This is a genomic window from Catenulispora rubra, from assembly GCF_015356825.1.
GTDB classification, from domain to species: Bacteria; Actinomycetota; Actinomycetes; order Streptomycetales; family Catenulisporaceae; genus Catenulispora; species Catenulispora rubra.
Genome location: NZ_JAACYW010000017.1, coordinates 1 through 23129, shown reverse-complemented (window position 1 = coordinate 23129; position 23129 = coordinate 1). Strand labels below are relative to the sequence as shown.

Annotated in this window: 20 protein-coding genes and 1 pseudogene; 10 read left to right on the top strand and 11 right to left on the bottom strand. The window is 70.4% G+C overall.

Going from position 1 to position 23129, the window contains the following annotated elements; all coding sequences use genetic code 11:
* Nucleotides 1-7: 7 nt before the first annotated feature.
* Together GWK61_RS07605 and GWK61_RS07600 are read left to right on the top strand one after the other, a co-directional pair.
* Complete coding sequence (locus GWK61_RS07605; protein ID WP_194906477.1) at nt 8-613, top strand: TetR/AcrR family transcriptional regulator; 606 nt, start codon at nt 8-10, stop codon at nt 611-613.
* An 821-nt stretch (nt 614-1434) separates the two neighbouring features.
* Nucleotides 1435-2625: a hypothetical protein gene (locus tag GWK61_RS07600; protein WP_194906509.1), complete on the top strand. Its 1191-nt coding sequence runs from the start codon at nt 1435-1437 to the stop codon at nt 2623-2625.
* A gap of 17 nt (nt 2626-2642) precedes the next feature.
* Here the strand turns inward: GWK61_RS07600 and GWK61_RS07595 are convergent, their stop codons facing one another.
* Nucleotides 2643-3884, bottom strand: a complete 1242-nt coding sequence (locus GWK61_RS07595; RefSeq protein WP_194906475.1) for an FAD-dependent oxidoreductase — start codon at nt 3882-3884, stop codon at nt 2643-2645.
* 135 nt (nt 3885-4019) lie between these two features.
* Here GWK61_RS07595 and GWK61_RS07590 point away from each other — a divergent pair, with 135 nt between their 5' ends.
* Together GWK61_RS07590 and GWK61_RS07585 are read left to right on the top strand one after the other, a co-directional pair.
* Nucleotides 4020-4991 carry a LysR family transcriptional regulator gene (locus GWK61_RS07590; RefSeq protein ID WP_194906473.1) on the top strand — a complete coding sequence of 324 codons (972 nt, stop codon included), beginning with the start codon at nt 4020-4022 and terminating at the stop codon, nt 4989-4991.
* A 118-nt stretch (nt 4992-5109) separates the two neighbouring features.
* Nucleotides 5110-5553 carry a ricin-type beta-trefoil lectin domain protein gene (locus GWK61_RS07585; RefSeq protein ID WP_194906470.1) on the top strand — a complete coding sequence of 148 codons (444 nt, stop codon included), beginning with the start codon at nt 5110-5112 and terminating at the stop codon, nt 5551-5553.
* Between the two features lie 130 nt (nt 5554-5683).
* Here GWK61_RS07585 and GWK61_RS07580 read toward each other — a convergent pair whose 3' ends face one another.
* Nucleotides 5684-6850: an acyl-CoA dehydrogenase family protein gene (locus tag GWK61_RS07580; protein WP_194906468.1), complete on the bottom strand. Its 1167-nt coding sequence runs from the start codon at nt 6848-6850 to the stop codon at nt 5684-5686.
* 120 nt (nt 6851-6970) lie between these two features.
* Between GWK61_RS07580 and GWK61_RS07575 the strand changes: the two genes are divergently transcribed.
* Nucleotides 6971-7825 carry a 3-hydroxybutyryl-CoA dehydrogenase gene (locus tag GWK61_RS07575; RefSeq protein ID WP_194906466.1) on the top strand — a complete coding sequence of 285 codons (855 nt, stop codon included), beginning with the start codon at nt 6971-6973 and terminating at the stop codon, nt 7823-7825.
* Between the two features lie 52 nt (nt 7826-7877).
* Here the strand turns inward: GWK61_RS07575 and GWK61_RS07570 are convergent, their stop codons facing one another.
* Nucleotides 7878-9113, bottom strand: coding sequence for an MFS transporter (locus GWK61_RS07570; RefSeq protein WP_194906465.1), 1236 nt, complete (start codon nt 9111-9113; stop codon nt 7878-7880).
* 271 nt (nt 9114-9384) lie between these two features.
* Between GWK61_RS07570 and exaC the strand changes: the two genes are divergently transcribed.
* The 3 genes from exaC to GWK61_RS07555 all read left to right on the top strand — a co-directional run bounded on the left by exaC (nt 9385) and on the right by GWK61_RS07555 (nt 12334).
* A complete protein-coding gene (exaC, locus tag GWK61_RS07565; RefSeq protein ID WP_194906461.1) occupies nt 9385-10908 on the top strand; it encodes an acetaldehyde dehydrogenase ExaC in 1524 nt (507 codons plus the stop codon).
* On the top strand, nt 10908-11354 hold the full coding sequence (locus GWK61_RS07560) for a DUF779 domain-containing protein (protein ID WP_194906459.1): 447 nt from the start codon (nt 10908-10910) through the stop codon (nt 11352-11354). Before exaC ends, GWK61_RS07560 begins: the two co-directional genes overlap by 1 nt.
* Nucleotides 11355-11455: 101 nt before the next feature.
* Nucleotides 11456-12334: an MBL fold metallo-hydrolase gene (locus tag GWK61_RS07555; RefSeq protein WP_194906457.1), complete on the top strand. Its 879-nt coding sequence runs from the start codon at nt 11456-11458 to the stop codon at nt 12332-12334.
* Nucleotides 12335-12391: 57 nt separating this feature from the next.
* Here the strand turns inward: GWK61_RS07555 and GWK61_RS07550 are convergent, their stop codons facing one another.
* Together GWK61_RS07550 and GWK61_RS07545 are read right to left on the bottom strand one after the other, a co-directional pair.
* Nucleotides 12392-13321 carry a S66 peptidase family protein gene (locus GWK61_RS07550; protein WP_194906455.1) on the bottom strand — a complete coding sequence of 310 codons (930 nt, stop codon included), beginning with the start codon at nt 13319-13321 and terminating at the stop codon, nt 12392-12394.
* Between the two features lie 12 nt (nt 13322-13333).
* Entirely contained in the window at nt 13334-13936 is a 603-nt protein-coding gene (locus tag GWK61_RS07545) for a TetR/AcrR family transcriptional regulator (RefSeq protein WP_194906451.1), read from the bottom strand.
* 57 nt (nt 13937-13993) lie between these two features.
* On the opposite strand from GWK61_RS07545, the gene GWK61_RS07540 reads away from it, so the two are divergent.
* On the top strand, nt 13994-14839 hold the full coding sequence (locus tag GWK61_RS07540; protein WP_194906449.1) for a class I SAM-dependent methyltransferase: 846 nt from the start codon (nt 13994-13996) through the stop codon (nt 14837-14839).
* A 123-nt stretch (nt 14840-14962) separates the two neighbouring features.
* Here the strand turns inward: GWK61_RS07540 and GWK61_RS07535 are convergent, their stop codons facing one another.
* The 6 genes from GWK61_RS07535 to GWK61_RS07510 all read right to left on the bottom strand — a co-directional run bounded on the left by GWK61_RS07535 (nt 14963) and on the right by GWK61_RS07510 (nt 22001).
* A complete protein-coding gene (locus GWK61_RS07535) occupies nt 14963-16117 on the bottom strand; it encodes an anhydro-N-acetylmuramic acid kinase (RefSeq protein WP_194906447.1) in 1155 nt (384 codons plus the stop codon).
* Entirely contained in the window at nt 16114-17145 is a 1032-nt protein-coding gene (locus tag GWK61_RS07530) for an ABC transporter ATP-binding protein (RefSeq protein ID WP_194906445.1), read from the bottom strand. The genes GWK61_RS07535 and GWK61_RS07530 overlap by 4 nt, the downstream gene beginning before the upstream one ends.
* A complete protein-coding gene (locus GWK61_RS07525) occupies nt 17142-18176 on the bottom strand; it encodes an ABC transporter ATP-binding protein (RefSeq protein WP_194906434.1) in 1035 nt (344 codons plus the stop codon). The genes GWK61_RS07530 and GWK61_RS07525 overlap by 4 nt, the downstream gene beginning before the upstream one ends.
* A complete protein-coding gene (locus GWK61_RS07520; protein ID WP_194906432.1) occupies nt 18173-19072 on the bottom strand; it encodes an ABC transporter permease in 900 nt (299 codons plus the stop codon). Before GWK61_RS07520 ends, GWK61_RS07525 begins: the two co-directional genes overlap by 4 nt.
* A gap of 1 nt (nt 19073) precedes the next feature.
* Nucleotides 19074-20066 carry an ABC transporter permease gene (locus GWK61_RS07515; RefSeq protein ID WP_194906429.1) on the bottom strand — a complete coding sequence of 331 codons (993 nt, stop codon included), beginning with the start codon at nt 20064-20066 and terminating at the stop codon, nt 19074-19076.
* An 84-nt stretch (nt 20067-20150) separates the two neighbouring features.
* A complete protein-coding gene (locus GWK61_RS07510; RefSeq protein WP_194906427.1) occupies nt 20151-22001 on the bottom strand; it encodes an ABC transporter substrate-binding protein in 1851 nt (616 codons plus the stop codon).
* Nucleotides 22002-22319: 318 nt separating this feature from the next.
* On the opposite strand from GWK61_RS07510, the pseudogene GWK61_RS07505 reads away from it, so the two are divergent.
* Nucleotides 22320-23003 (top strand): annotated as a pseudogene (locus GWK61_RS07505) (N-acetylmuramic acid 6-phosphate etherase); the annotation flags it as partial.
* Between the last annotated feature and the right edge of the window lie 126 nt (nt 23004-23129).

Sequence of the window (23129 nt, the reverse complement as noted above, 5' to 3'; positions counted from 1 at the left end):
TGAGGTCGTGGCGAAGCACGGATGGGGCGGCCGGCCCCCGGCGTCGGAGGCCGAGGCGCGGCAACGGATCGTCGACGCGACCGCGCGCTGCGTCGACAGGTACGGCGTCACCAAGACGACCCTGTCCGACGTCGCCACGGAGCTGGGCGTCACCCGCCAGACGGTGTACCGGCACTTCGCCCGCGTCAGCGACATCATCGCCGAGGTCGCGGCCCAGGGCGCCGACGCCTTCGTGGACCGCCTCGTCGCGCACCTGGCGGGCATCACCGACCCGGCCGAGGCCGTGATCGAGGGCATGCTCTTCTGCACCCGCACCATCCCGACCGAACCCCGCGTCAGCCTCCTGCTCCGCCTCGACGACTCCACCGCCTTCGCCCGCGGCGCCACCACCGACACCACCATCGCCTACGGCGCCCGCATGCTCCGCCGCTTCGCCGTCGACTGGACCGCCGCCGGATTCACAGACGCAGATCTGCACGACCTGGCCGAGGTCATCATGCGGCTGCTCACCTCGTTCCTGCAGAACCCTGACGCGCCTGAGGACGAGGACCGGTTGCGGGCGCTGCTCAACCGCTGGCTGGCGCCGGCGTTTCGCGCGGGTGCGGTTCGGTGACGGTGGCGGTGGCGGTGGCGGTAGCCAGCGGGCGAGGTGCGGTCGGGCTGTGGTTTACAGGCGTTTTCTGACGGCTTCGCCAATGGTTGGATGACCTCGCGGGGGGACGCAGTTCGGTTGTGCGGCTCATGTCGCGCTGGCGGCCGCCGGTATTCGTGGACACGACCGCGCGGCGGTTCAGGTCTCCGCGGCTGTGCGTTGGCGGCTGACGGTTTTCGCGTACAAGACCACGCATGGGTCCGAGTCACTGCGCACGCGTCGTGCGGGCGGGCGGCGGCCGCGTTTGGTGGGTGCGTTGAGGCCTCTGGCGGGCCTCCTCGACGAGGGGGCGACCCGCGCGTCCGGCAGTTTGGCGGCGGCCCGCGACTGTTCGGCTTTCTATCCGCTGTTGCCTGCGCCGCGTTGGTCGGCGGCGGTGCTGCTTGTGGTCGCCGAGGTTCTGGGTCCCTCGCCGCGTCATCGCCGTAAACGGAACCAGCCCGGTCTGGCGGAATCAAGCCGCACCCCACCTGCTGTGGTCCAGCTCCGTCCGGCTTGACACCGCCAAACCGGGCAGGTTGGCTGCACCCGCTGACGCGGCGAGGGACCCAGAACCAAACCCCCGCATGGTCCGGTCGGACCCGACGAACCGCGCGGCCGGTCGCGCTGGCCCGTCACCAACCGCTGCCGCCACAAGGCGTCGGCTCACCGCGAGCGAACCGTAGCCTTTCGCGAATCAGCCGACTGCGAACCCCGCGCCGGTCTAGTCTCTGCTGGTGTCCTCCACGCGAGCACCCTTCCGAGCCTCTTACGCGCTGGCCGCCATCGCCGTCGCCGTGTCGATAGGCACCGCGGCCTGTAGCTCCTCGGCCACCACCTCGGCTCAAGCCGCGAACTCGGCGACATCCGCGTCGCTCACCCCCGCATCTGGCGCCGCCGCGACTACGCCCCACGCGTCGCCGTCCTCTTCCTCCGCGCCGGCGGCGACGAGCGCCAAGTCCGCCCCGTCCAGCGCCGGCGCCGCGACTACCGCCGTCCCGCCGCCGGCGGCGTTCGGCAACCCCGACGGCCATGCCCCGGTCCCGGCGGCGGCGCAGGCGGTCGACACGTCGCACCCGACCACCGTCGTCGGGGACGGCAGCGCGGCAAGCTGCACGTCGGCTGCCGTGGTGGCGGCTGTCGCGAAGGGCGGGGTCATCACCTTCTCGTGCGGTTCCGCGCCGGTGGTGATCACCATGTCGGCCACCGCCAAGGTGGTCAACACCTCCCAGCGCGTCGTGCTCGACGGGGGCGGCAGGGTCACGCTCAGCGGCGGCGGTCAGCGGCGCATCCTGTACATGAACACCTGCGACCAGGCGCAGACCTGGACGACGTCGCACTGCCAGAACCAGTCCACCCCGCAGCTGACCCTGCAGAACATCACCTTCGCCGACGGCAACTCGACCGGCCAGCAGGCCTATGGCGGCGGGGGCGGCGCGGTGTTCGCCAACGGTGGCCGGCTGGCGATCGTCGACGCCCGCTTCATCAACAACCGCTGCGATTCCACCGGCCCCGACCTCGGCGGCGCTGCGGTGCGGGCCTTGGAGCAGTGGCAGAACCTGCCGGTCTACGTCGTCGGCAGCACCTTCGGCGGCAGCCCGGGCCAAGGCGGCGTGTGCTCCAACGGCGGCGCCCTGAGCAGCATCGGCGTCTCCTGGGACGTCATCAACTGCGTCATGTCCTACAACAAGGCCATCGGCACCGGCGCCAACCCCGCGGCCCCGGGCACCCCCGGCGGCGGCAGCGGCGGCGCCATCTACACCGACGGCGACGACTACACCGTCACCATCGCCGGCAGCCGCATCGACCACAACACCGCCGCCGAGGGCGGTGGCGCCCTCTTCTACGTCAGCAACAACCGCACCGGCACCCTGACCATCCGCGACTCCACCCTGACCGCCAACATCAACGACAAGTTCTCCACCGACGGCTACCCCGGCGTGTTCTTCCTGGGAGCCGGCAAGCCGGCGGTCAGTGGATCAACGCTCGAATAAGGCGGCCGGGGCGCACCTCAATCAGGCAGCCACGCACCCTGGCGCTCAAGCTCTCGACGAACGGTGGTCGTTTCGATATCCGTGCCGCCGACGGCGAAAGCCGCCGCCACGCCCGCCGCCTGTCCGGTCGCGAAGGCCGTACCCATCACCCGCATCGAGGCGCCCGCGCCGCGATCGCCGTCCACGGTGCGGCCCGCCGCGAAGAGGTTCGGCGTGTTGCGGCTGCGCAGCACGTCCAGGGGGATGCCGTAGTACCCCGGCTCGCCGAGATACATCCATTCCACCGGCATACCGGGACCGGGATGGGACTCTATCGGCCATGCGCCCAGCGCCACGGCGTCACCCGTCGGTCCGGGTTCCAACACCTCCTTCTCAGTGAGCTGAGAGAGTCCGATCACGTGTCGCGACTCCCGCGTGCCCAGCTCGGGCCCGGTGCTCACGATGTACCCCGAAGCTCCCCCAGGCATGGCCCGGATGACCTGGAGCACGGCCTGGGCCTGGCCCCGCCCACCCCGCTCGGCGCGGCTGGTGTCCGCGGCGCTGCGCGCGTCGTACTCCTCGTCGGCGAGATAGGTGATTAAGTCCCCTGACACCGGCATCCGCGCTATCAGGCCGGTGGTCCCGCTCAGTCCGGGCGTTCCGGCCACTTTGGCCGCGCGGAGCGCCGCGGACAGCGACGCGCGGGTGATCGGCGCGTCGGCCGGTATGCCCCCGAACCGCACGCCGAGGGTGCCGTTGAGCACCTTGCCGTCGTTGCCGTAGCGCACGTCCGCGCCGCCGAGATGAGCCAGGTCTGCCTCGCCGGTGGCGTCGACGAACGTATCGGCGCAGTACTCGTGGATGCCGGAGTGGTCGGTGACCTGCACGCCGACGATCCGCTCCCCCTCGCGGACGGCCGCGCAGATGTGGCTGTGCAGGAGCACGTCCACTCCCGCGCGCTCACAGAGCTCGTCCGCGACCCGTTTGACCGCCTCGGGATCGAAGACGACGGCCACCGCCATCAGCTTGCGCGGCTCGGTCACCGCACCGAGTTCGCGCAGCCCGGCCAGCATCTCCTCGGCGACTCCGAACACGACCTGCTTGAGGTCCTGCGTGTAGAGACCGCAGTAGGTCACCACATTGCGCAGGGTCGCCGCGCCGCCCAGGCAGGCCCCGCGCTCGATCAGCAGGACCCTGGCACCCGCTCGCCTTGCCCCGATCGCCGCCGCGATCCCCGCGGATCCCCCACCCGCGACGATGACGTCATAGTGATCAATCACTGACAACCTCTTCCCCCGAGGAACGGACCGTCGGCCAATGTCCGCCTAGTAGATCGACTTTGACAGGGCCCGTCCAATGCCGACGCATCAGAGCTCATATGCTCTACAGGCATATCCGGGAGGAAAGAGAGCCCCGTGGAACTGCGTCATCTCAGGTATTTCGCGGCCGTCGTGGACGAGGGTTCGTTCTCCCGCGCGGCCGACGTGCTGCACATCACACAGCCGTCGCTGAGCCGGCAGATCCGGCACCTCGAACGCGAAGTCGGCGCGCAGCTGTTCGAGCGCAGCGCCAGCGGAACGAAGGTCACCGACGCCGGCGTGGCGCTGCGCCACCACGCGCTCGTCGTGCTGCGGCTCGCCGACGCCACCAAGGAGATGGTCCACACCGCGACCAGCTCGGCGCGCGAGGCGGTGCACGTCGGGATCCCTCAGGGGCTCACGGCCGAATGGCTGCTCCGCCTACTGGCCGCCCTGCGGATCGACGTCCCGCACGCAGCGATCACCTTCACCGAGGCCGGCAGCGCCGACCAGCTGCACATGCTCCGCGAAGGCCGCCTCGACCTGGGCATCGTGCGCGAACAACCCAGCGCCGAACTCAACGGCAGGCACCTGTTCGACGTCCCGTTCGGCATCGCCGTCCGCCCCGGCCACCCCCTCGCCGACAAGCCGACCTGCCGCCTCAGCGACCTCGACGGCATCCGCACCCTGGCCCACGGCAGAGGCCAGGTCCCCACCGTCGACGACCGCCTGGTCCTCGCCGCCCACAACGCCGGCGCAGCCCCCCTCTGGCAGTTCGCTCAATTCTCCGAGCACGCCCTGGCCTGCGCCGAAGCCACCAAGGCCGACGCAGTCCTGCTCATCGAACACTCCGCCCGCCGCCTACTCCCAGGCTGGCCCTGGCTCCCCCTGACCGAACCAGGGGTCGCACTCTCCACCTGGCTCGCCTGGCCACCGGACGCCCGCCCGGTCGTGAGCGAGGTCGCGCGGGTCACCATCGCTTGCAGCGCTGAAGGTGAAGCAGGGTTCTCACACGGTCGCCAGCCGTCTGCTCAGCCGGGCGGTCCACACGCCGGCCCGGAGCGCGCTATAACGGTCGTCCGCCGCTAAGGACTAACCGGAAAGGGTGAACCTATAGCAAAGCTCTGCTTTAGTCCGTTCCGCTCGGGTAGGCGACCGGCCGACCGCGCCCCGACCACGGCGCCCTGCTCCAGAATGAGGTAGCCCCATGGCCCAAGCATCCGACGGCGTCTACCGGTTCGATGACCATATGGGATTCCTGGCAATCCGAGACCCCAGTCCCGAATCTCCGGTGGTCGTCTCCACCGGCTACTCCCTGCCGCCGGTCTGGCAGATCAAGAACGAGGACGACGGCACCCTCACGATCTGGTCGACGTTCCAGGGCTTGCGGATGTACCTGTCCTACACCGGCGGGCCGCGAGTGGCGACGCCACTCATCTCCGGCGCCCAACCGACCCGGTGGGAGCTCCGGCCCGGCTTCGACGAATACCACGTCGTCATCGCCGTCCCCGCCAGGCTGCTGGCGCCCGAGGACAAGGACGGGCTCGCCGTCGACCTCGGCAGGGCGCGCAGCTACCCGGCCGAAACCGCGCTCATGAGGCTCGACCCCGAGAAGGACGTCCAGAACTGGCGCCTTCAGCGTCTGAGCTGACCACCGTGAGGAAGACGCCCCGGTGCGGCGCACGCCGCCGGCCCGGGGCGTCTGCGCGGCCCGACGATGCGTCAGGGACGGCTTCCAAGGGCCTCGCGCCCGTATCGAGAAACCGCCCCTGAACTACGAATCAGATCCTCACCCCACCCAGCACCTGCCGAGCCATCACGATCCGCTGCACCTGGTTCGTGCCCTCATAAATCTGCGTGATCTTCGCATCCCGCATCATCCGCTCCAGCGGATAGTCCTTCGTGTACCCGTACCCGCCCAACAACTGCACCGCGTCGGTCGTAACCTCCATCGCCACGTCCGAGGCGAAGCACTTCGCCGCCGCCCCGAAGTACGTCAGGTCCCCGTCCCCGCGCTCCGACTTCGCCGCCGCGGTGTACGTCAGCTGCCGTGCCGCGGTCAGCTTCATCGCCATGTCCGCCAGCATGAACTGGATGCCCTGGAAGTCGGCGATCGCCTTGCCGAACTGCTTGCGCTCCTTCACGTAGTTCGACGCGTAGTCCAGCGCTCCCTGCGCGATCCCGAGCGCCTGCGCCGCGATCGTCACGCGGGTGTGGTCCAGGGTGCGCATCGCCGTGGCGAAGCCCGTGCCCTCGGCGCCGATCATGCGGTCGGCGGGGATGCGGACGTTGTCGAAGTACACCTCGCGGGTCGGGGAGCCCTTGATGCCCAGCTTCTTCTCCGGCGCGCCGAAGGTCACGCCCTCGTCGCCCTTCTCGACCACGAAGGCCGAGATGCCCTTGGAGCGGGCCGTGGGGTCGGTCACCGCCATCACCGTGTAGAACTCCGACACGCCGGCGTTCGTGATCCAGCGCTTCACGCCGTTGAGGATGTAGTGATCCCCGTCACGCTCCGCGCGGGTCTTCATCCCGGCGGCGTCCGAGCCCGCGTCCGGCTCGGACAGGCAGTAGGAGAACATCGCGCTGCCGGCCGCCAGCGGGGTCAGGTACTTCTGCTTCAGCTCCTCCGAGCCGGACAGGATCACCGGCATCGAGCCCAGCTTGTTCACCGCCGGGATCAGCGAGGAGCTGGCGCACACCCGGGCGACCTCCTCGATCACGATGCAGGTCGCCAGCGCGTCCGCGCCCTGGCCGCCGTACTGCTCGGCCACGTGCACCGCCGCCAGGTCGGAGGAGACCAGGGCGTCCAGCGCCTCCTGGGGGAAGCGGGACTGCTCGTCGACCTCGGCGGCGAAGGGCAGGATCTTCTCCTCGCACAGCGAGCGCACCGCCTCCCGCAGCAGGTCGTGCTCCTCGGAGACCTTGAACAGGTCGAAGTCGGCGGCCATGGCTCGCTCCTAGGCTGAAGGTACTGGGTACCCTCGATTATCCACACTCGGTGCCACAGATACCCTGTGGTACGCACCACAAGTGCTGCACAAGCCGCAACACCGGAACCGGAGGCATCGGTGATCGAACGAGTCGGAGTGGTCGGAGTCGGCCAGATGGGAGCGGGCATCGCGGAGGTCTGCGCGCGCAGCGGGCTGGACGTGATCGTCGCCGACGAGAACGCCGAGGGCCTCAAGCGCGGGCGCGACCGCATCGCGGTGTCCCTCAAGCGCGCGGTCAAGGCCGGCAAGATGAGCGAGGCCGACGCCGAGGCGGCGCTGGGCCGGATCCGCTTCACCGAGGACCTGCAGGAGTTCGCCGACCGGCAGCTCGCGGTGGAGGCCGTGGTCGAGGTCGAGGCCGTCAAGACCGCCGTGCTGAGCAAGCTGGACCTGATCCTGCCCGAGGACGCCATCCTGGCCTCCAACACGTCCTCCATCCCGATCATGCGATTGGGCACGGCCACCACCCGCCCGCACAACGTGGTCGGCGTCCACTTCTTCAACCCGGTCCCGGTGCTGAAGCTGGTCGAGGTCATCCCCTCGCTGGCCACCAGCGACGAGACCCAGGCCCGCGCCGTGGCCTTCGTCGAGCAGCTGGGCAAGCAGGCCGTGGTCGCCCAGGACCGCGCCGGGTTCGTGGTGAACTCCCTGCTCATCCCCTACCTGCTGGCCGCGATCCGGATGGCCGAGGGCGGCTTCGCCTCCGCCGAGGACATCGACTCCGGCATGGTCCTGGGCTGCGCGCACCCGATGGGCCCGCTGGCGCTGTCGGACCTGATCGGCCTGGACACCGTGAAGCTGGCTGCCGAGGCGATGTACGAGGAGTTCAAGGAGCCCCTGTACACCCCGCCGGCGCTGCTGCTGCGCATGGTCGAGGCCGGACGCCTGGGCCGCAAGGCCGGGCGCGGGTTCTACGAGTACCCGAGCGTCTAGGCCAGGGCGCCTAGGTCATAGCGCCTCGGCCAGCGCGGCCAGACCAGAGCGTCTAGGCCGGGGCTCCCACCACGGCACCGGGATCGGGCTCCTCCTCAAGGGCCCCGATCCCGACCCTGCGCACCGAGGACAGCAGCAGCGGCGCGACCATCGCCACCGCGAACAGCACCCCGGTGGCGACCATGACGTGGCGCGCGCCGAAGGCGTCGGCGATCGGGATGATCGTCAACTGCCCCGCCGGGACCGCCAAGGCACGGCCGAACTGGTCGTAGGACACGACGCGGGACATCATCTCGTTGGGCACGTACGTGTGCAGCGACGTGTCCCAGCCCACGGACGCGACCGTGATTCCGAACCCTGCGACGAACGACGCCGCCGCGACCGCCGCCACCCCCGCGTTCAGGCCGAGCAGCACATACGGCACCGCCTGCAACGTGATGGCCAGCTGCCCGACCAGCAACGGTCGCCGTACCCTCGTCCGGATCATCAGCACACTCATAATGAGCTGCCCCGCCGCCCGGCAGCTGATGATCACGCCCCAGCCCTCGGCACCGAACGTCTCCTTGGCCAGCACCAGCCCGAGCACCTGCCCGGCGCCCATCTGCAGGAAGCCGGAGACGGCGAACGCGACGGTCATCGACCAGATCCAGGACGAGGACCGGAAGTACGTCCAGCCCTGGCGCAGCTCGGTGAACAGCTTCCGGTCGCTGCGTACGCGACGGTCCTGCACCGGGATGAAGCAGAACACTGCGCCCGCGACGAAGAACGACGCCGAGTCCGCGACCAGCGCCCAACCGCCGCCGACCGTGCTGACCAGCACGCCCCCGACCGTCGGCCCGAGCACCTTGGCGGCGTTACCCACGCTGGCCAGCAGCGAGTTCGCCTTCTGCAACCCCTCGGGGCCGACCAGCTGCGGCACGATCCCGCTCAGCGACGGCCCGGCGAACGCCGACAGCACACCGGTCACGAAGGCCAGCCCGATCAGGTAGCCGACCGGCTGCTTGGTGAGGATGCACACCGCCATCGCACCCTGCGTCACCCCGAGCCCGACGTGCGTGACCCGCAGCAGCAACGCCTGCCCGAGCCGATCGCCGATCCCGCCGCCGATCAGCAGCAGAGCGACCGTCGGGAGCATCTGGGCGGCGATGACGATGCTGAGATCCCGCGGGCTGCCGGTGAGCTGCAGGACGGCGAAGAACAGGGCGATCTGGCTGGCTGCGCCACCGGTCACGGAGATCGACTGACCGACGAAGAACCGGCGGAACGGCTTCTCGCGAAGCGGATTCATGATGGCGATCCCCACAAGCCGAACGGCACAAGGATCGCGAGGCTAGCAGCGGTTTCCGCCGGGCCGCACGTGGTTTTCCGCGCGGCCGGACACCCGCCCGGCCTGCCGTCACGCCGCCGTCGATCGGCGCCAAACCTCCCGCCCCGCCGAATACGCAGATCCGCGTACAACGCTGTGAACAGCCCTTACATCAGCATTAGCGTCACGCGCATGCCGCCGCGCCGGCCACCGACGGCAGCGCCCGAAAACGCCGGCGAACGTGGGAGGTCCCATGACCGTGTACCTCGCGCCGGGTCGGCCCGACGCCCTGATGAGCTACCAGCCCCGGTACGACCACTGGATCGGCGGGGAGTACGTGGCGCCCGCCCGCGGCCAGTACTTCGAGAACCCGACGCCGATCACCGGGCAGCCGTTCTGCGAGGTGGCGCGGGGTACCGCCGAGGACGTCGAGCGGGCCCTGGACGCCGCGCACGCCGCCGCGCCGGCCTGGGGCCGCACCTCGCCGGCGGTGCGGGCCGAGGTGCTGAACAAGATCGCCGACCGGATGGCGATGAACGTGGACCGGCTGGCGCTGGCCGAGTCGTTCGAGAACGGCAAGCCGATCCGCGAGACGCTGGCCGCCGACATCCCGCTGGCGATCGACCACCTGCGCTACTTCGCCGGGGCGATCCGCGCGCAGGAGGGCGGGCTGTCGGAGATCGACGAGGACACCGTCGCCTACCACTTCCACGAGCCGCTGGGCGTGGTCGCGCAGATCATCCCGTGGAACTTCCCGATCCTGATGGCGATCTGGAAGCTGGCCCCGGCGCTGGCCGCGGGCAACGCCGTGGTGCTCAAGCCGGCCGAGCAGACGCCGGCGTCCGTGCACTATCTCATGAGCCTGATAGCCGACCTGCTGCCGCCGGGCGTGGTGAACATCGTCAACGGCTTCGGCGTCGAGGCCGGCAAGCCCCTGGCCTCCAGCGGCCGGGTCGCCAAGGTGGCCTTCACCGGCGAGACCACCACCGGCCGGCTGATCATGCAGTACGCCTCCGAGCACATCAAGCCGGTCACCCTGGAACTCGGCGGCAAGAGCCCGAACATCTTCTTCGACGACGTCTCCCGCGACCGCGACGACTTCTACGACAAGGCACAGGAGGGCTTCGCGATGTTCGCCCTGAACCAGGGCGAGGTCTGCACCTGCCCCAGCAGGGCCCTGATCCAGCGTGGCCACTACAGCGACTTCCTCGCCGACGCCCTGGCGCGCACCGAGCGCATGAAGCAGGGCAACCCGCTGGACTCCGAGACCATGGTCGGCGCGCAGGCCTCCAACGACCAGTTGGAGAAGATCCTGTCCTACCTGGAGATCGGCCAGAGCGAGGGAGCGAAGATCCTGATCGGCGGCGAGCGCGTGGACCTCGGCGGCGAGCTGTCCGGCGGGTACTACGTGCAGCCGACGGTGTTCGAGGGCGACAACTCGATGCGCATCTTCCAGGAGGAGATCTTCGGCCCGGTGGTCGCCGTGACCCAGTTCGAGCACTACGACGACGCGATCCGCATCGCCAACGACACCCTCTACGGCCTCGGCGCCGCGGTCTGGACCCGCGACGGCACCACGGCCTACCGCGCCGGCCGCGCGATCCAGGCCGGCCGCGTCTGGACCAACTGCTACCACCTGTACCCGGCGCACGCGGCCTTCGGCGGCTACAAGAGCTCCGGCATCGGGCGCGAGAACCACAAGATGATGCTCGAGCACTACCAGCAGACCAAGAACCTGCTGGTCAGCTACTCGGCGAAGGCGATGGGCTTCTTCTGATGCCGGAAGCGAACGGAGCCGCGGCGGCGACCCGGGACGCGGCCGGCGCACCGTCCCGAGACGGGACCGGCGCGCCGGCCCGGGTGGCCGTCACCGACGCCGCGGCCGCGATGATGCGCAAGCTCTACACGGCGCACGGCCCGCTGATGTTCCACCAGTCCGGCGGCTGCTGCGACGGCAGCTCCCCGATGTGCTACCTGGAAGGCGAGTTCCGCACCGGGGCCGCGGACGTCCTGCTGGCGCGCCTGGTGGTCGAGGGCATCACGGAACCGGTGACGTTCTGGATGGGCGCCGAGCAGTTCGAACGCTGGCGCCACACCCACCTGACCGTGGACGTGGTCCCGGGCCGCGGCGGCGGGTTCTCGCTGGAGGCGCCGGAGGGAGTCAGGTTCCTGATCCGCTCGCGGCTGCTGACCGACGCCGAGGACGCGGTGCTGAACCGATAGGGCGGGGCAAAGGGGGCGGCGGCCGACCGCCCCCTTTGCCGCGCCGCCGGTGTCTATGGGAGGGAAAGCGTCCGAGCCATAGGAACCTGGAGCACACCCCCATGACAAACACGGCATCGCACCTGCACGAGCGGCTCCGGCAGCCGTCGGAGATCCGGTCCCTGAGACTCGGCGAGACGAAGCTGAGCTTCGTGCCGGACGGAGTCGCCCTGTTGAAGGCCCGGCTCTGGCTGGACACCGCCGACGACGAGGACTGGGCGGAGAACGCCGAGTATGTCGACGAGGACGGTCACCTGGTCGTCAGCATGGGCGGACTGTTGGTGGAACGTGACGGCCGGGCACTGCTCATCGACGCCGGCTTCGGTCCGCTGGAGGTCGGGCCGCCGCAGAGCCCGTTCGGCACCTTGAGGGGAGGCGCGCTTCTGGACAGCCTCGCCGCCCTCGGCCGCAGCCCGGCGGACATCGAGGCGGTCGCCTTCACCCACCTGCACCCCGACCACGTCGGGTGGGCCTGGCATCCCGCCCCCGGCAGCGACCGACCGGCGTTCACCGCCGCCGACTACCTCGTCGCCGAACCCGAGTGGACCCAGCGGCACCACGCCGAGGAAATGGGCATGGGCGACATGCTGAAGGCCATGGAACCGCGGGTGCGCACCGTGCACGAGGGCGAGGAGATCTTCCCGGGCGTCCAGGTCAGGCTCGCCGCGGGCCACAGCGCCGGGCACACCGCCTACGTGATCGGCGCGGGCGCACAGCGGGTGATCGCCTTCGGCGACGCGTTCCACTCCCCGGTCCAGGTGAGCCACCCGGAATGGGCGGCCGCCGTCGACCACGACCGCGCACAGTCCACGGCCCTGCGCCGCACCCTCCTGGCCGACCTGGCCGAGCCCGACACCATCGGCTACGGCGGGCACTTCGCCGACGTGGTGTTCGGCCGAGTCCACAACGACGGGGACCGGCCGGTCTGGCGCCCGGTGTGAGAGGTGTCGTGACCGTGGATCCGGGGGGAGCTGATCTGGTCATCAGGGCGCGTTCACCTAACGCCCGGGAATCAGCGGCGGCTCAAGATACGTCAACGTCGCCGCCCCCGTGTCCAGCCGAGCCCGCACGCCCAGCGGCAGCGACTGCATGAACACCCCGTGCCCGATGTCCGCGCCGAGCAGCACCGGCACCCCGAGGTCGCCGAGCCGGTCCGCCAGCAGCTCCTCGACCTCGGGCAGCGGGCCGCAGTCGTCCCAGGTGCCGCACAGGATGCCGCGCACGCCGTCGAGGTAGCCGCTGCGGCGCAGCTGCGTCAGCACCCTGTCGAGGCGGTAGGGCATCTCGCCGACGTCCTCCAGGAACAGGATGCCGTCGCGCGCCGGGACGGAGAACGACGTGGCCAGCGACGTGGCGAGCAGGCTCGCCGTGCCGCCGACGGTCACGCCCTCCGCGACGCCGGGCACCAGGACGCGCGTGTCCTGGAACACCAGCTCGGTGCACTTCTCCGGCGTCAGCAGCAGCCGCGCCAGCCCCTCGAACGACGGCACCCCGGAGCGGAACATCACGCTCGACACCATCGGCCCGTACACCGCCGTCCAGCCGAACCGGCTCCGCACCGCCTCGATCAGCGCCGTGGCGTCGGAGAACCCGACCACCACCCGCGGCTCCGGCGTCCCGACGGCGTCCCAGTCCAGCGCCTCCAGCGCCCGCTGCACCCCGTACCCGCCGCGCGCGCAGAACACCGCCGCGAACCCCGGCTCCCCCAGCGCCCGCGCCAGGTCCTCGGCCCGCACCTTGTCGTCGGCCGCAAGATACGGATACGGCCCCACCGACCGCGCCGACGGGAACACCTCCGGCAGCAGCCCCACGCTCCGCAGCGCCGCCAACCCGAGGTCCAGCTCCTGCCGCCCGGGCGGCCCGCTGAGCGCGACGACGGCGACGCGGTCGCCGGGCTTGAGGGCCGGAGGCGTGACGAGGGAACGCATGATCAGACTGTCTCACGGGGAACGAGGAACGTTGAACCCGTCGACGAGCGCCGTCAGCGCGTCCCGCCACAGCGGCTCGGCCACTTCCGCCGGGAAGCCTCGGCGGATCTCCAAGGCCGCCAGACCTCCGCAGAGTGCGTTGAAGGCAGTGGCGGCCCCGTCGACGCTGCGCGCGCCCAGCCGGCCTTGCTCCTGGAGCCGGGCCACGCGGGCCCGGAGTACGGGCCAGGCGCGGTCTCCCGCCTCGTGGATCTCGGCCGCCTGCCCGGGGGTGACCCCTGTCTGCTCCACGCCGAGCCGGAACAGCGCCGGATGCTCCAGGACGAGACCGCGGAAGCCCGTGACCCCGGCCTCGACGAGGTCGGCGGCGGCGTCGGGCGTGGTGGGCAGCGCCTCGACGGCGGCTCCGAGCAGGTCGAACATCCGGGCGCCGAGAGCGGCGATCAGTCCGTCCTTGGAGCCGAAGAGGCTGTAGATGGCGCGCGTGGACGTTCCCACGTCGTCGGCCAGCGCGCGCACGGACAGGCCGCCGGGCCCGGTCCTCTCCACGATGCGCTCGGCGGAATCCAGCAATGCGACGGCGATGCCCGCGCCGTGTTCTCTGGGGCGGCCCATGTTGCGAGTATAGCGCAACGATGTTACGTTACAACGTATCGAAACGAGGGAGCGATGATGTCTGGAAGCGACAGCACCAGCGTGAACACCACCATGTCGGCACAAACCATGCCGGCACCAACCCCGCCAGACTGGGGACGCGGCCGGTACGAACGGACAGCGGCCCAGCTCCTGCCCGCCGCGCAGGCGGTGGTGGACGCCGCCGGCGTCGGTCCGGGAGAGCGCGTCCTGGACATCGGGTGCGGCACCGGGAACGCGGCGCTGATCGCCGCCCGCCTCGGGGCCCGGGTCACCGGGGTGGATCCGGCCGAACGGCTGCTCGACGTGGCCCGCGGCCTGGCCCGCGAGGAAGGGCTCGACGTGGGTTTCCGCTCCGGCGACGCCGCTTCGCTACCGGTACCCGACGACAGCTTCGACGCGGTGCTGTCCAACTTCGCAGTGATCTTCGCGTCCGACGCGGACGCCGCGGTGGCGGAGATGGTCCGGGTCCTGGCGCCGGCGGGACGGATCGTGTTCAGCTCCTGGCTCCGGCACGGGGCGGTCGGGCAGCTCAGCGCGGTGGCCCCGGACCTGATCCGGCGCGCGCTCGACGCTCCGCCGCCGCCCAGGCCTTTCGCCTGGCACGACGAGAACGCTCTGCGAACCCTGTTCGCCGCTCACGACATGACCGTCACCGTCGCGCAGCACGACCTCGTCTTCACCGACGAGTCGCCGGAGGCGTACCTGGAGGCCGAACGCCACAGCCATCCGTTGGCGGTCGCGGGCTTCGAAGTGCTCGAGCGGCTCGGCCAGGCCGAACAGGCGCACAAGCAGCTCCTGCAGATCCTCACGGACGGCAACGAGGACACCGGCGCCTTCCGGAGCACGAGCCACTACCTGACGGTCACCGCGGTCGGACGGTAGCCGGCGCTGCGACCCGCCGGCCGACGAGGTCAGTGCCGACGGGGTCAGTAGGGAAGGGCTCGCAAGCAATCGTCAGCAAGCGAAGGCCGGCAAGCGTCCGAGGAACGGACCGCGTCAACACCTCTACCCCGCGAACCGCACCGACCGAGGCGCCTTCTCCACCACCTCCGGCAGCACCAACGTCCCCCCGGCCGGCGGGCTGATCCGCCCCAGCACCCGCTCACCCGCAGCCCCCGTGCACGCCGCGATCGTCCCCGGCAGCCCGTGCGCGGTGAACCAGCCGATCAGCGCGAACGCGATCGCCTCCTTCGCGTCCGACGGCACCCGGTACGCGTCCGACCGCAGCACCTCCACCCCCGGAAGCCGCTTCGTGATCCGCTTCATCAGCTCCGGGTTCTCCGTACCGCCGCCGGACACCGCCAGCGTCGCGATGCCGTGCGAGCGCACCGCGTCGACCACCGTCATCGCGGTCAGAGTCGCCAACGTCGACATCAGGTCCTCGGGCGTGAGGTCCGGGAACGCCTCGATGTGCGCGGCGAGGTAGGCGTCGTGGAACAGTTCCTTGCCCGTCGTCTTCGGCGGACGCCGCGCATAGTAGGGCTCTGCCATCAACCCCGCCAGCAGCCCCGGATGCACCAAGCCAGCGGCGGCGAGGCGACCATCGCGGTCGAAGGCCTTGCCTGTGAGCTGTCGGCACGCCGCGTCCAGCAGCGCGTTGGCCGGTCCGATGTCGAACGCCACCGGCGGATCGGCGACGACCGTCAGGTTCGCGATCCCGCCCAGGTTCAGCGCACCGACCGGCCCCGGCAACCCCCGCAGCAGCAACAGGTCCAGCAACGACACCAGCGGCGCGCCCTGCCCGCCGGCGGCCACATCGGCGGCGCGCACGTCCGACACCACCGGCACGCCCAGCCGTTCGCTGATCCACGCTGGCTGCCCGAGTTGCAGCGTGCCGAGCACCTCGCCGTCCTCGGTCCAGTGGTACAGGGTCTGGCCGTGCGAGCAGACCACGTCCACCGGCCCCGCGGCCCGCACCGCCCGCCACGCCGCCGTCGCGAACGCCTGCCCGATCCCGGTGTCCAGGCGGCAGACCGCGCCGAGGTCGGTCGCGTTCGGCGGCAGCGCGGCGATGAGCTGCGCCCGCAGGTGATCCGGGTACGGGACGTGCTCGGCGTGGCACAGCTCGCCGACCAGCACGTCGCCGTCGAGCCGGAAGTCCACCAGCGCGACGTCGATGGCGTCGTGCGAGGTGCCGGAGCTCAGTCCCAGGACTCTCACGCGCTCGCGGCCCCGACCTCGACGCCGACCACCCGGCGCGCCTCCGGATAGAAGCAGGCGTGCAGATGTTCGGATGCCTCGCCGGCGACGTCCCCGAGCGGCACCAACACCGGATGTTGCTCAGCACACTGATCCTGTGCGAACGGACACCGCGGCTGGAACAAGCACCCCGGCGTCACCGCTCGCTCGTCCAAAGCCGCCGTCGGCGACGTCCGATCCGGCCCCGGCTCCTCCAGCCCCCGCATGATCGGCACCGCCGACAGCAGGCACTGCGTGTACGGATGCACCGGCGCCAGGATCACCTCGTCGGTGAGCCCGCGCTCGACGACCTCGCCGCGGTAGATCACGTGCAGCTCGCCGTCGTCGCCGACATACCGCGCGGTGGCCACGTCATGCGTGATGAACACCAGCGAGATCCCCAGCCGCGCCCGCAGATCGCGCAGCAGGCTCAGGATCCCCAGCCGCATCGACACGTCGATCATCGACACCGCCTCGTCGGCGATCAGCACCGTCGGATCCACGGTCAACGCCCGCGCGATGACCACGCGCTGCCGCTGCCCGCCGGAGAGCTGGTGCGGGTACTTCGGCAGGACCGCGTCCGGCTCCAGACCGACCAGCGTCAGCAGTTCCGCGGCCCGATCGCGCCGGGTCTCGGCGTCCGCACCGGTCTCCTTGGCGCGCATCCGCAACGGATCACCCAGGATCGAAGCAATAGTGCGCGTAGGGTTCAGCGCCGAATAAGGGTCCTGATGGATCATCTGGATCCTGCGAAAGTACTTCGCCCGCTGATGCGGCTTCAGCCCGGACAGCTCCACGCCGTCCACGACCAGCTCGCCGCCGTCGAACGTCTCCAGACCGGTGAGGATCTTCCCCAGCGTCGTCTTGCCGCAGCCCGACTCACCGATGAACGACACCGCGCCGCCGTCCGGCAGTGTGAAGTCGACGCCGCGCAGCGCCTGCACGGTCCGGGCACCGGTGAAGGCGCCGTGCGTCTGGTAGGTGCGGGTGATCCCGCGCGCCTCGATCATGCCGGTTCTCCCACGGCGGCGGGTGTCCCGGGCGTCCCGGAGAGCACGGTGGACGGGTCGACGTGGCACGCGCGCCGGCGCCCGGGCTGCGTTTCGGCCCCGACCTTCCAGGCCTCCAGCGGCGGCTCGACCTCGGCGCAGACCGCGACCGCGAACGGGCAGCGGTCACGGAAGACGCAGCCGACACGCGCCACGGTGGTCAGGTCCGGCGGCCGGCCGGGCAGCGCGCGGGCGACGTCGATGTCGCCGGTGATGCGCGCGGTGGCGCCTATCAGAGCCTTGGTATACGGATGCGTCGGCCGGCGCAGCACGTCCAGCAGCGGACCGTCCTCCACGATCCGGCCGCCGTACATCACGGCCAGCCGGTCGGCGATCTCGGAGATCGCGCCGATGTCGTGCGTGATGATCAGGGTGCTGAGCTGGTTCTCATCATGCACCTTGCGCACGATCTCCAGCACCGAGGCCTGCGAGAGCATGTCCAGCGCGGTCGTCGGCTCGTCGAGAATCAGGACCTTGGCATTGAGGACCAGCGCGAAGACGATGCCGATGCGCTGCCGCATGCCGCCGGAGAGCTCGTGCTGGTAGGAGTCCAGCACCCGCTTGCCGTCCAGGCCCATCCGGTTCGCCAGGTCCAGGGCGCGCGCGATCAGCCCGCGCAGGTCGTCGACCTCGTGCGAGCGCCCCAGATCCAGCAGCTGCTTGCCGATGGTCTTCAGCGGGTTCAACGAGTTCTGCGATGCCTGGAACACGTAGCCGATGGCCCCGCCGCGTGCCTTGCGCAGCTGCTTGCCGCCGAGCCGCGTGAGATCCCCGACACCGGCCACCTCGATCGTCCCGGCCGCGATCCGGCCCGGCGCCGGCACCGCGTTCAGCAGCGACAGCGCCAGCGTGGACTTGCCGGAGCCGGACTCGCCGACCAGGCCGGTGATCTCACCGGCCCGCAGGTCCAGGGAGGCGTCGGCCACCGCCGGCAGCCAGCCGGCGGACGTCTGGTACTCGACCGTCAGGCCGCGTACTTGTACCTCGCTCACACGCGCTCCCTCAGCCGCGGGTTGAACAGTTCGTCGATGGCGTCCAGGAAGAGCACGATGCCCAACGTCAGCAGCAGGATGCAGATCAGCGGCGCCAGCAGGTAGATCAGCGCCGACGGGGTCTCCATCGCGCCGCCGGAGAACACCGCCTGGTTCAGCATCACGCCCCAGTTGGTGCTGGAGAACGGCACCAGGCCCAGGAAGAACAGGCCGACCTCGGCGCCGACGAAGGCGATCATCGACAGCATCAGCTGCATGGTGGCGTAGGGCGCGATGTTCGGCAGCATCTCCTTGAAGATGATGTGCCGCCGGGACAGGCCCAGCCCGCGCGCCGCCTCCAGGAAGCCGCGCTCGCGCAGCGACAGCGCCTGCGAGCGCACGGCGCGGGCCACGCCGCCCCAGCCGGTGATGCCCAGCACCAGGCCCATCTCCCACGGGCTCCCGAAGCTCCACACCGTGGACAGGATGATCAGCAGCGGCAGGCCCGGGATGGTCAGGACGAAGTCCGTCAGGCGCATCAGGACACTGTCGGTCAGGCCGCGCTGGTAGCCGGCGACCAGGCCGACGGTGACGCCGAACAGGCTGGTGAAGAACGCCGACAGGGCCGCGGTGGCCAGCACGTAGCGCGCCCCTGTGACCACCTCCTGCAGCACGTCGGAGCCGGCGAAGTCGGTGCCGAGCCAGTGCTTGGCGCTGGGCCCGGCGTACAGCGCGTTCGGGTCCACGTCCAGCCGGCCGTAGAACCAGGGCCCGCAGATCCCCATCAGGACGAAGAACACGATGATGATCAGGCCGATCAGCCGGCCGGGCTTGCGAGTCACGGCCTTGCGGAAGGCGGTCAGGGCCGGGCGGCGGCGGCCCACCGACGCGGCGAGGGTCGCGGTTGTCACGGCCATCTCAGCGCCTCACTCTCGGGTCGATCAGGGTGTAGCACAGGTCGGCGAGAATGTTCGCGACGATGATGGATACGGTGATCAGCAGGAACGCCCCGGCCATCACCGGGTAGTCGCGGGTGCCGATGCTCTTCAGAAGCAGGTCGCCGAGTCCGGGGTAGTCGAAGGTGTCCTCGATGAAGAAGGACCCTGCGAACATCACGCCGAAGGACAGCGCCAGCACCGTGAACAGCGGCAGGATCGCGTTGCGGCCGATGTAGCGGGCCCGGGTGACCGGGGCGATGCCGCGCAGCTCGGAGGCCAGGATGAAGTCGTCGCCGAGCACTGATACGACAGAGGACTTCATCGCCAGCAGCCAGCCTCCGTAGCTGAGCAGCGCGTAGGCGCACACCGGCAGCACCGCGTGCTGCACGACCGAGCCGATGTAGGGCAGGTTCCAGCCCGGGTTGTACTGGATGTCGCTGGTGCCGGCATCTGGCAGCAGATTCCACTCGGTGTGGAACACCACCAGGAGCAGCAGGGCCAGGACGAAGGCGGGGACGCCGGCGACCAGCGAGCCGGAGACGGTCAGCAGACCGCCCCAGCGGCTGGACCGCCTGACCGCGGCGATGATGCCGGCGACCACCCCGAACAGGAAGCTGACCAGCAGCCCGGACAGCACCGGGATCACGGTCCACGGCAGCGCCGACCAGATCAGGTGGGTGACCGGGACGCCGGTGTAGCTGATCGACTGCCCCAGGTCGCCGTGCGCCAGCCGGCCGAGGTAGCCGCCGTACTGCGAGAGCAGCGAGGCGTGGGAGGTGAAGCCGTAGACCTGCTGCACCCTGGCCGAGGCCTGCTCCGAGCTCATCCCCGACATGATGTATTGCTCGTACTGCACATCACCGGGCTTGCCGGGCAGCGCGTGCACGAGGAAGAACGTGAACGTCACCACGACCCAGACCATCACCAGCCCGGTCAGCAGCTTGCCGGCCAGTCGCCGGGCGAATCCCGTCATCTTCCTCCCCTCCCTCTTGAGCTTCGGCGTCATCGTCCTGGCCCTGTTCTTGTTCTCAGAACCCTTGTTTTAATCCCAGGACCCTTACTTGCCCTGCACGTAGCCCTGCATCATCCAGACCCCGGGCGGGTTGGCCAGCAGGTCGTTCTGCCCGGTCTTCGGGAAGTTCGTGAACCGCTTGTCCAGGGTGAACACCACGTGGGTGTAGTTCCAGATCTGGATCATCGGCAGTTCCTGGTTGGTGGCCGCGGCCAGCTGCGCGACGATCGGGGCCTGGCCGGGCACCGGGGTCACCGACAGCTGGGCGGCGAGCTGGCCGGGGTCGATGCTCTGGCCGTTGACCGTGTAGGTGGCCGGGGTGTGCTCCCAGTTCGCCGGCGAGGCGTCGTTGTGCGTGGCCTGGCCTGCGGTGACGCTGTAGCCGTCGGCAGAGCCGTAGATGCGGGCGTAGGCCTTGTCGGTCTGCGGGCCCAGGGCGACCAGCCACCAGCCGACCGCGTACTTGCCGGCGGCCATCTCCTTCTGGTAGGTGGCGAAGTCGGCGGTGATCGCCGCGGTGGTCGGGATGCCGAACTGGGTGAGCTCGTTGGCGATGATCGTGGAGGCCGAGATCCAGTCGGAGAAGCCGTTGACGGTCTGCAGCGTGATCTTCCACGGCGTGCCGTCGGGCAGGTGCCACTGGCCGGAGGAGTCCTTGGTGAAGCCGGCGCCCTGCAGCAGGGACGTGGCCTTGGCCGCGTCCGGCTTGTAGGCGTTCAGCGCGGCCTTCTGGTCGCCGGACAGGATCGAGTCGGACTGCGAGCCGACCAGGCCGGTGGTGGTCGGGGCGGCGATGCCGCCGACCGGCTCGCCGACCTTGGTGACGGCGTCGCGGTCGATGACGTAGGCCAGCGCCTGGCGGACCGGGGTGAGGTTGTACGGGGCCTGCTTCTCGTTGAACGCGATCGAGGCGCTGACGTAGCTCGGGGCGTCGATGCGGCTGTAGCCGGCGCCCAGGACCTGGTTCAGGATGTTGGTGGGCATCGAGGTGTACGGGGCGAAGTCCAGCTCGCCGCCGTTCATGTAGCCCCAGATCTGCTGGTTGCCGGAGTAGCTGCGCAGGATGACCTGCTTCGGCGAGATCTTGCTGGCTGCGTAGAAGTACTGGTTGCGGTCCAGCAGGGCCTCGCCGGGGTTGACGCGGGTCTCGACGAACGGGCCGGCGGAGACGTCCTTGGCCGGGGCGAAGGCGGCGATGGTCTTGCCCTCGGCGGCCAGCTTGGTGGACGCGGCGGTGGCGGCGGCCTGGTCGGTGCCCTGGACGGCGGCGATCTGGGTCCAGATGTCGGCCGGGAGCTGGCCGCCGTAGACCTTGTCGCTGACGATGGTCGCGGTGAGCACCAGGCGCTGGAAGTAAAGATTCTTCACACCGGGCTGCTGGTCGATCTCGATCTTGCCGCCGCCGAGGTCCTTGACGTCGGAGACCTCGAAGTTCGAGCCGGCGACGATGGTTCCGCCGGCGCCGGCCACGGGGCCCGCGGTGCCCTGGGTGTAGGCGATGGCCAGCGAGGTCTTGACGTCGGCGACGGTGACCGGGGTGCCGTCGGACCACTTGGCGCCGGGCTGGAGCTGGACGGTCAGGCCGGTGTCGGCGGCGGTCCAGCTCGCGGCCAGGCCCGGGAGCAGGTCGTTGGGGTCGGCGGGGTTGTTCTTGCTGAAGCCCAGCTGCATCTGGTTGTAGCCGAGGAACATGTTGGGCGCGGCGTTGAAGGGGTTCATCGGCGCGCCGGCGGTGATCTTGTTCGTGGCGTCGATGCTGGTGAAGACACCGCCGGTGCCGCCACCGCCGCTCCCACCGTTGGATTTCTTCGCCGAGGAGCCGGAGCACGCGGACAGCGCGGTCGCCGCTATCGTCGCCACGGCTATGGCCGCGACCAGTGGTTTGGGTCGGGACATGGTCCTGACATCTCCGTTCGGGTCGGTGGGACGGTGTCGGGTGGGTCTGGTGCGTCGGGTGTGTCTCGCGTGCGCAGGGTGTGCACGGTGCGTGCGGACGGCGTGCGGGAGACGCGCCGAGGAATTGCGGACACGGCGGGGCCGGGTCGGTGTGTGGAACCGTAGAACCGGTCACCGAGCTACGTCAATGAGTTGCGCACATCGCGTTCATTCCGTAACTTGCCAACGGCACGCCCCCGCGCCGACCATCGAGGCTGAGCTGCCCGCACGGCCACTGTCGTCGACCACACCGGCTGACCCCGAGAGGAAACGCCACGCATGAGCCCCCTCACCCCGCCCACCGCAGAGCGCGTGGCCGCGCCGACCGAGGATCGCAACCCGGCGACCGCGGACATCGACGCCGTGCCGACGGTGGAGGTGCTCAGGCTGCTGAACGCCGAGGACGCCCGGGTCCCCGCCGCGGTCGCCGCGCTCCTGCCGGCGCTGGCCGACGTGGTGGACGAGACCGTCCGCCGCCTGCGCGCCGGAGGCCGCGTGCACTACTTCGGCGCCGGCACCTCCGGCCGCGTGGCGGTGATGGACGCCGCGGAACTGATCCCCACCTTCGGCCTGCCCCCCGGCGTGGTCGTGGCGCACATCGCCGGCGGCATCCAGGCCCTGACGATCCCGGTGGAGGGCGCCGAGGACTCGGCGGAGGGCGGCGCCGCGGACGCTGCGGAGGTCACCGGCGCGGACGTGGTGGTCGGCCTGACCGCCAGCGGCCGCGCGCCGTACGTCGCCGGCGCACTGCGCGCGGCCCGCGCGGTCGGGGCGTTCACCGCGCTGGTGTCGGCGAACCCGGACGCGGCGCTGGCATCGGAGGCGGACGTGCACCTCGGCGCGGACACGGGGCCGGAAGCCATCGCCGGCTCGACGCGACTGAAGGCGGCCACGGCGCAGAAGCTGATCCTCAACGGCCTGTCGACTGCGACGATGATCGCCCTGGGCCACACCTACTCGAACTTCTGGACCGCCTGGAACTGGCCGTCGTGATCGAAACCGGCGCGCGCTACCTGCTCGATCCGCGCCGCAAGCACCAGCCGTCGCTCGTCTCGCCCGAGGCCGAGCGCCGACTGCGCCTGATGGACC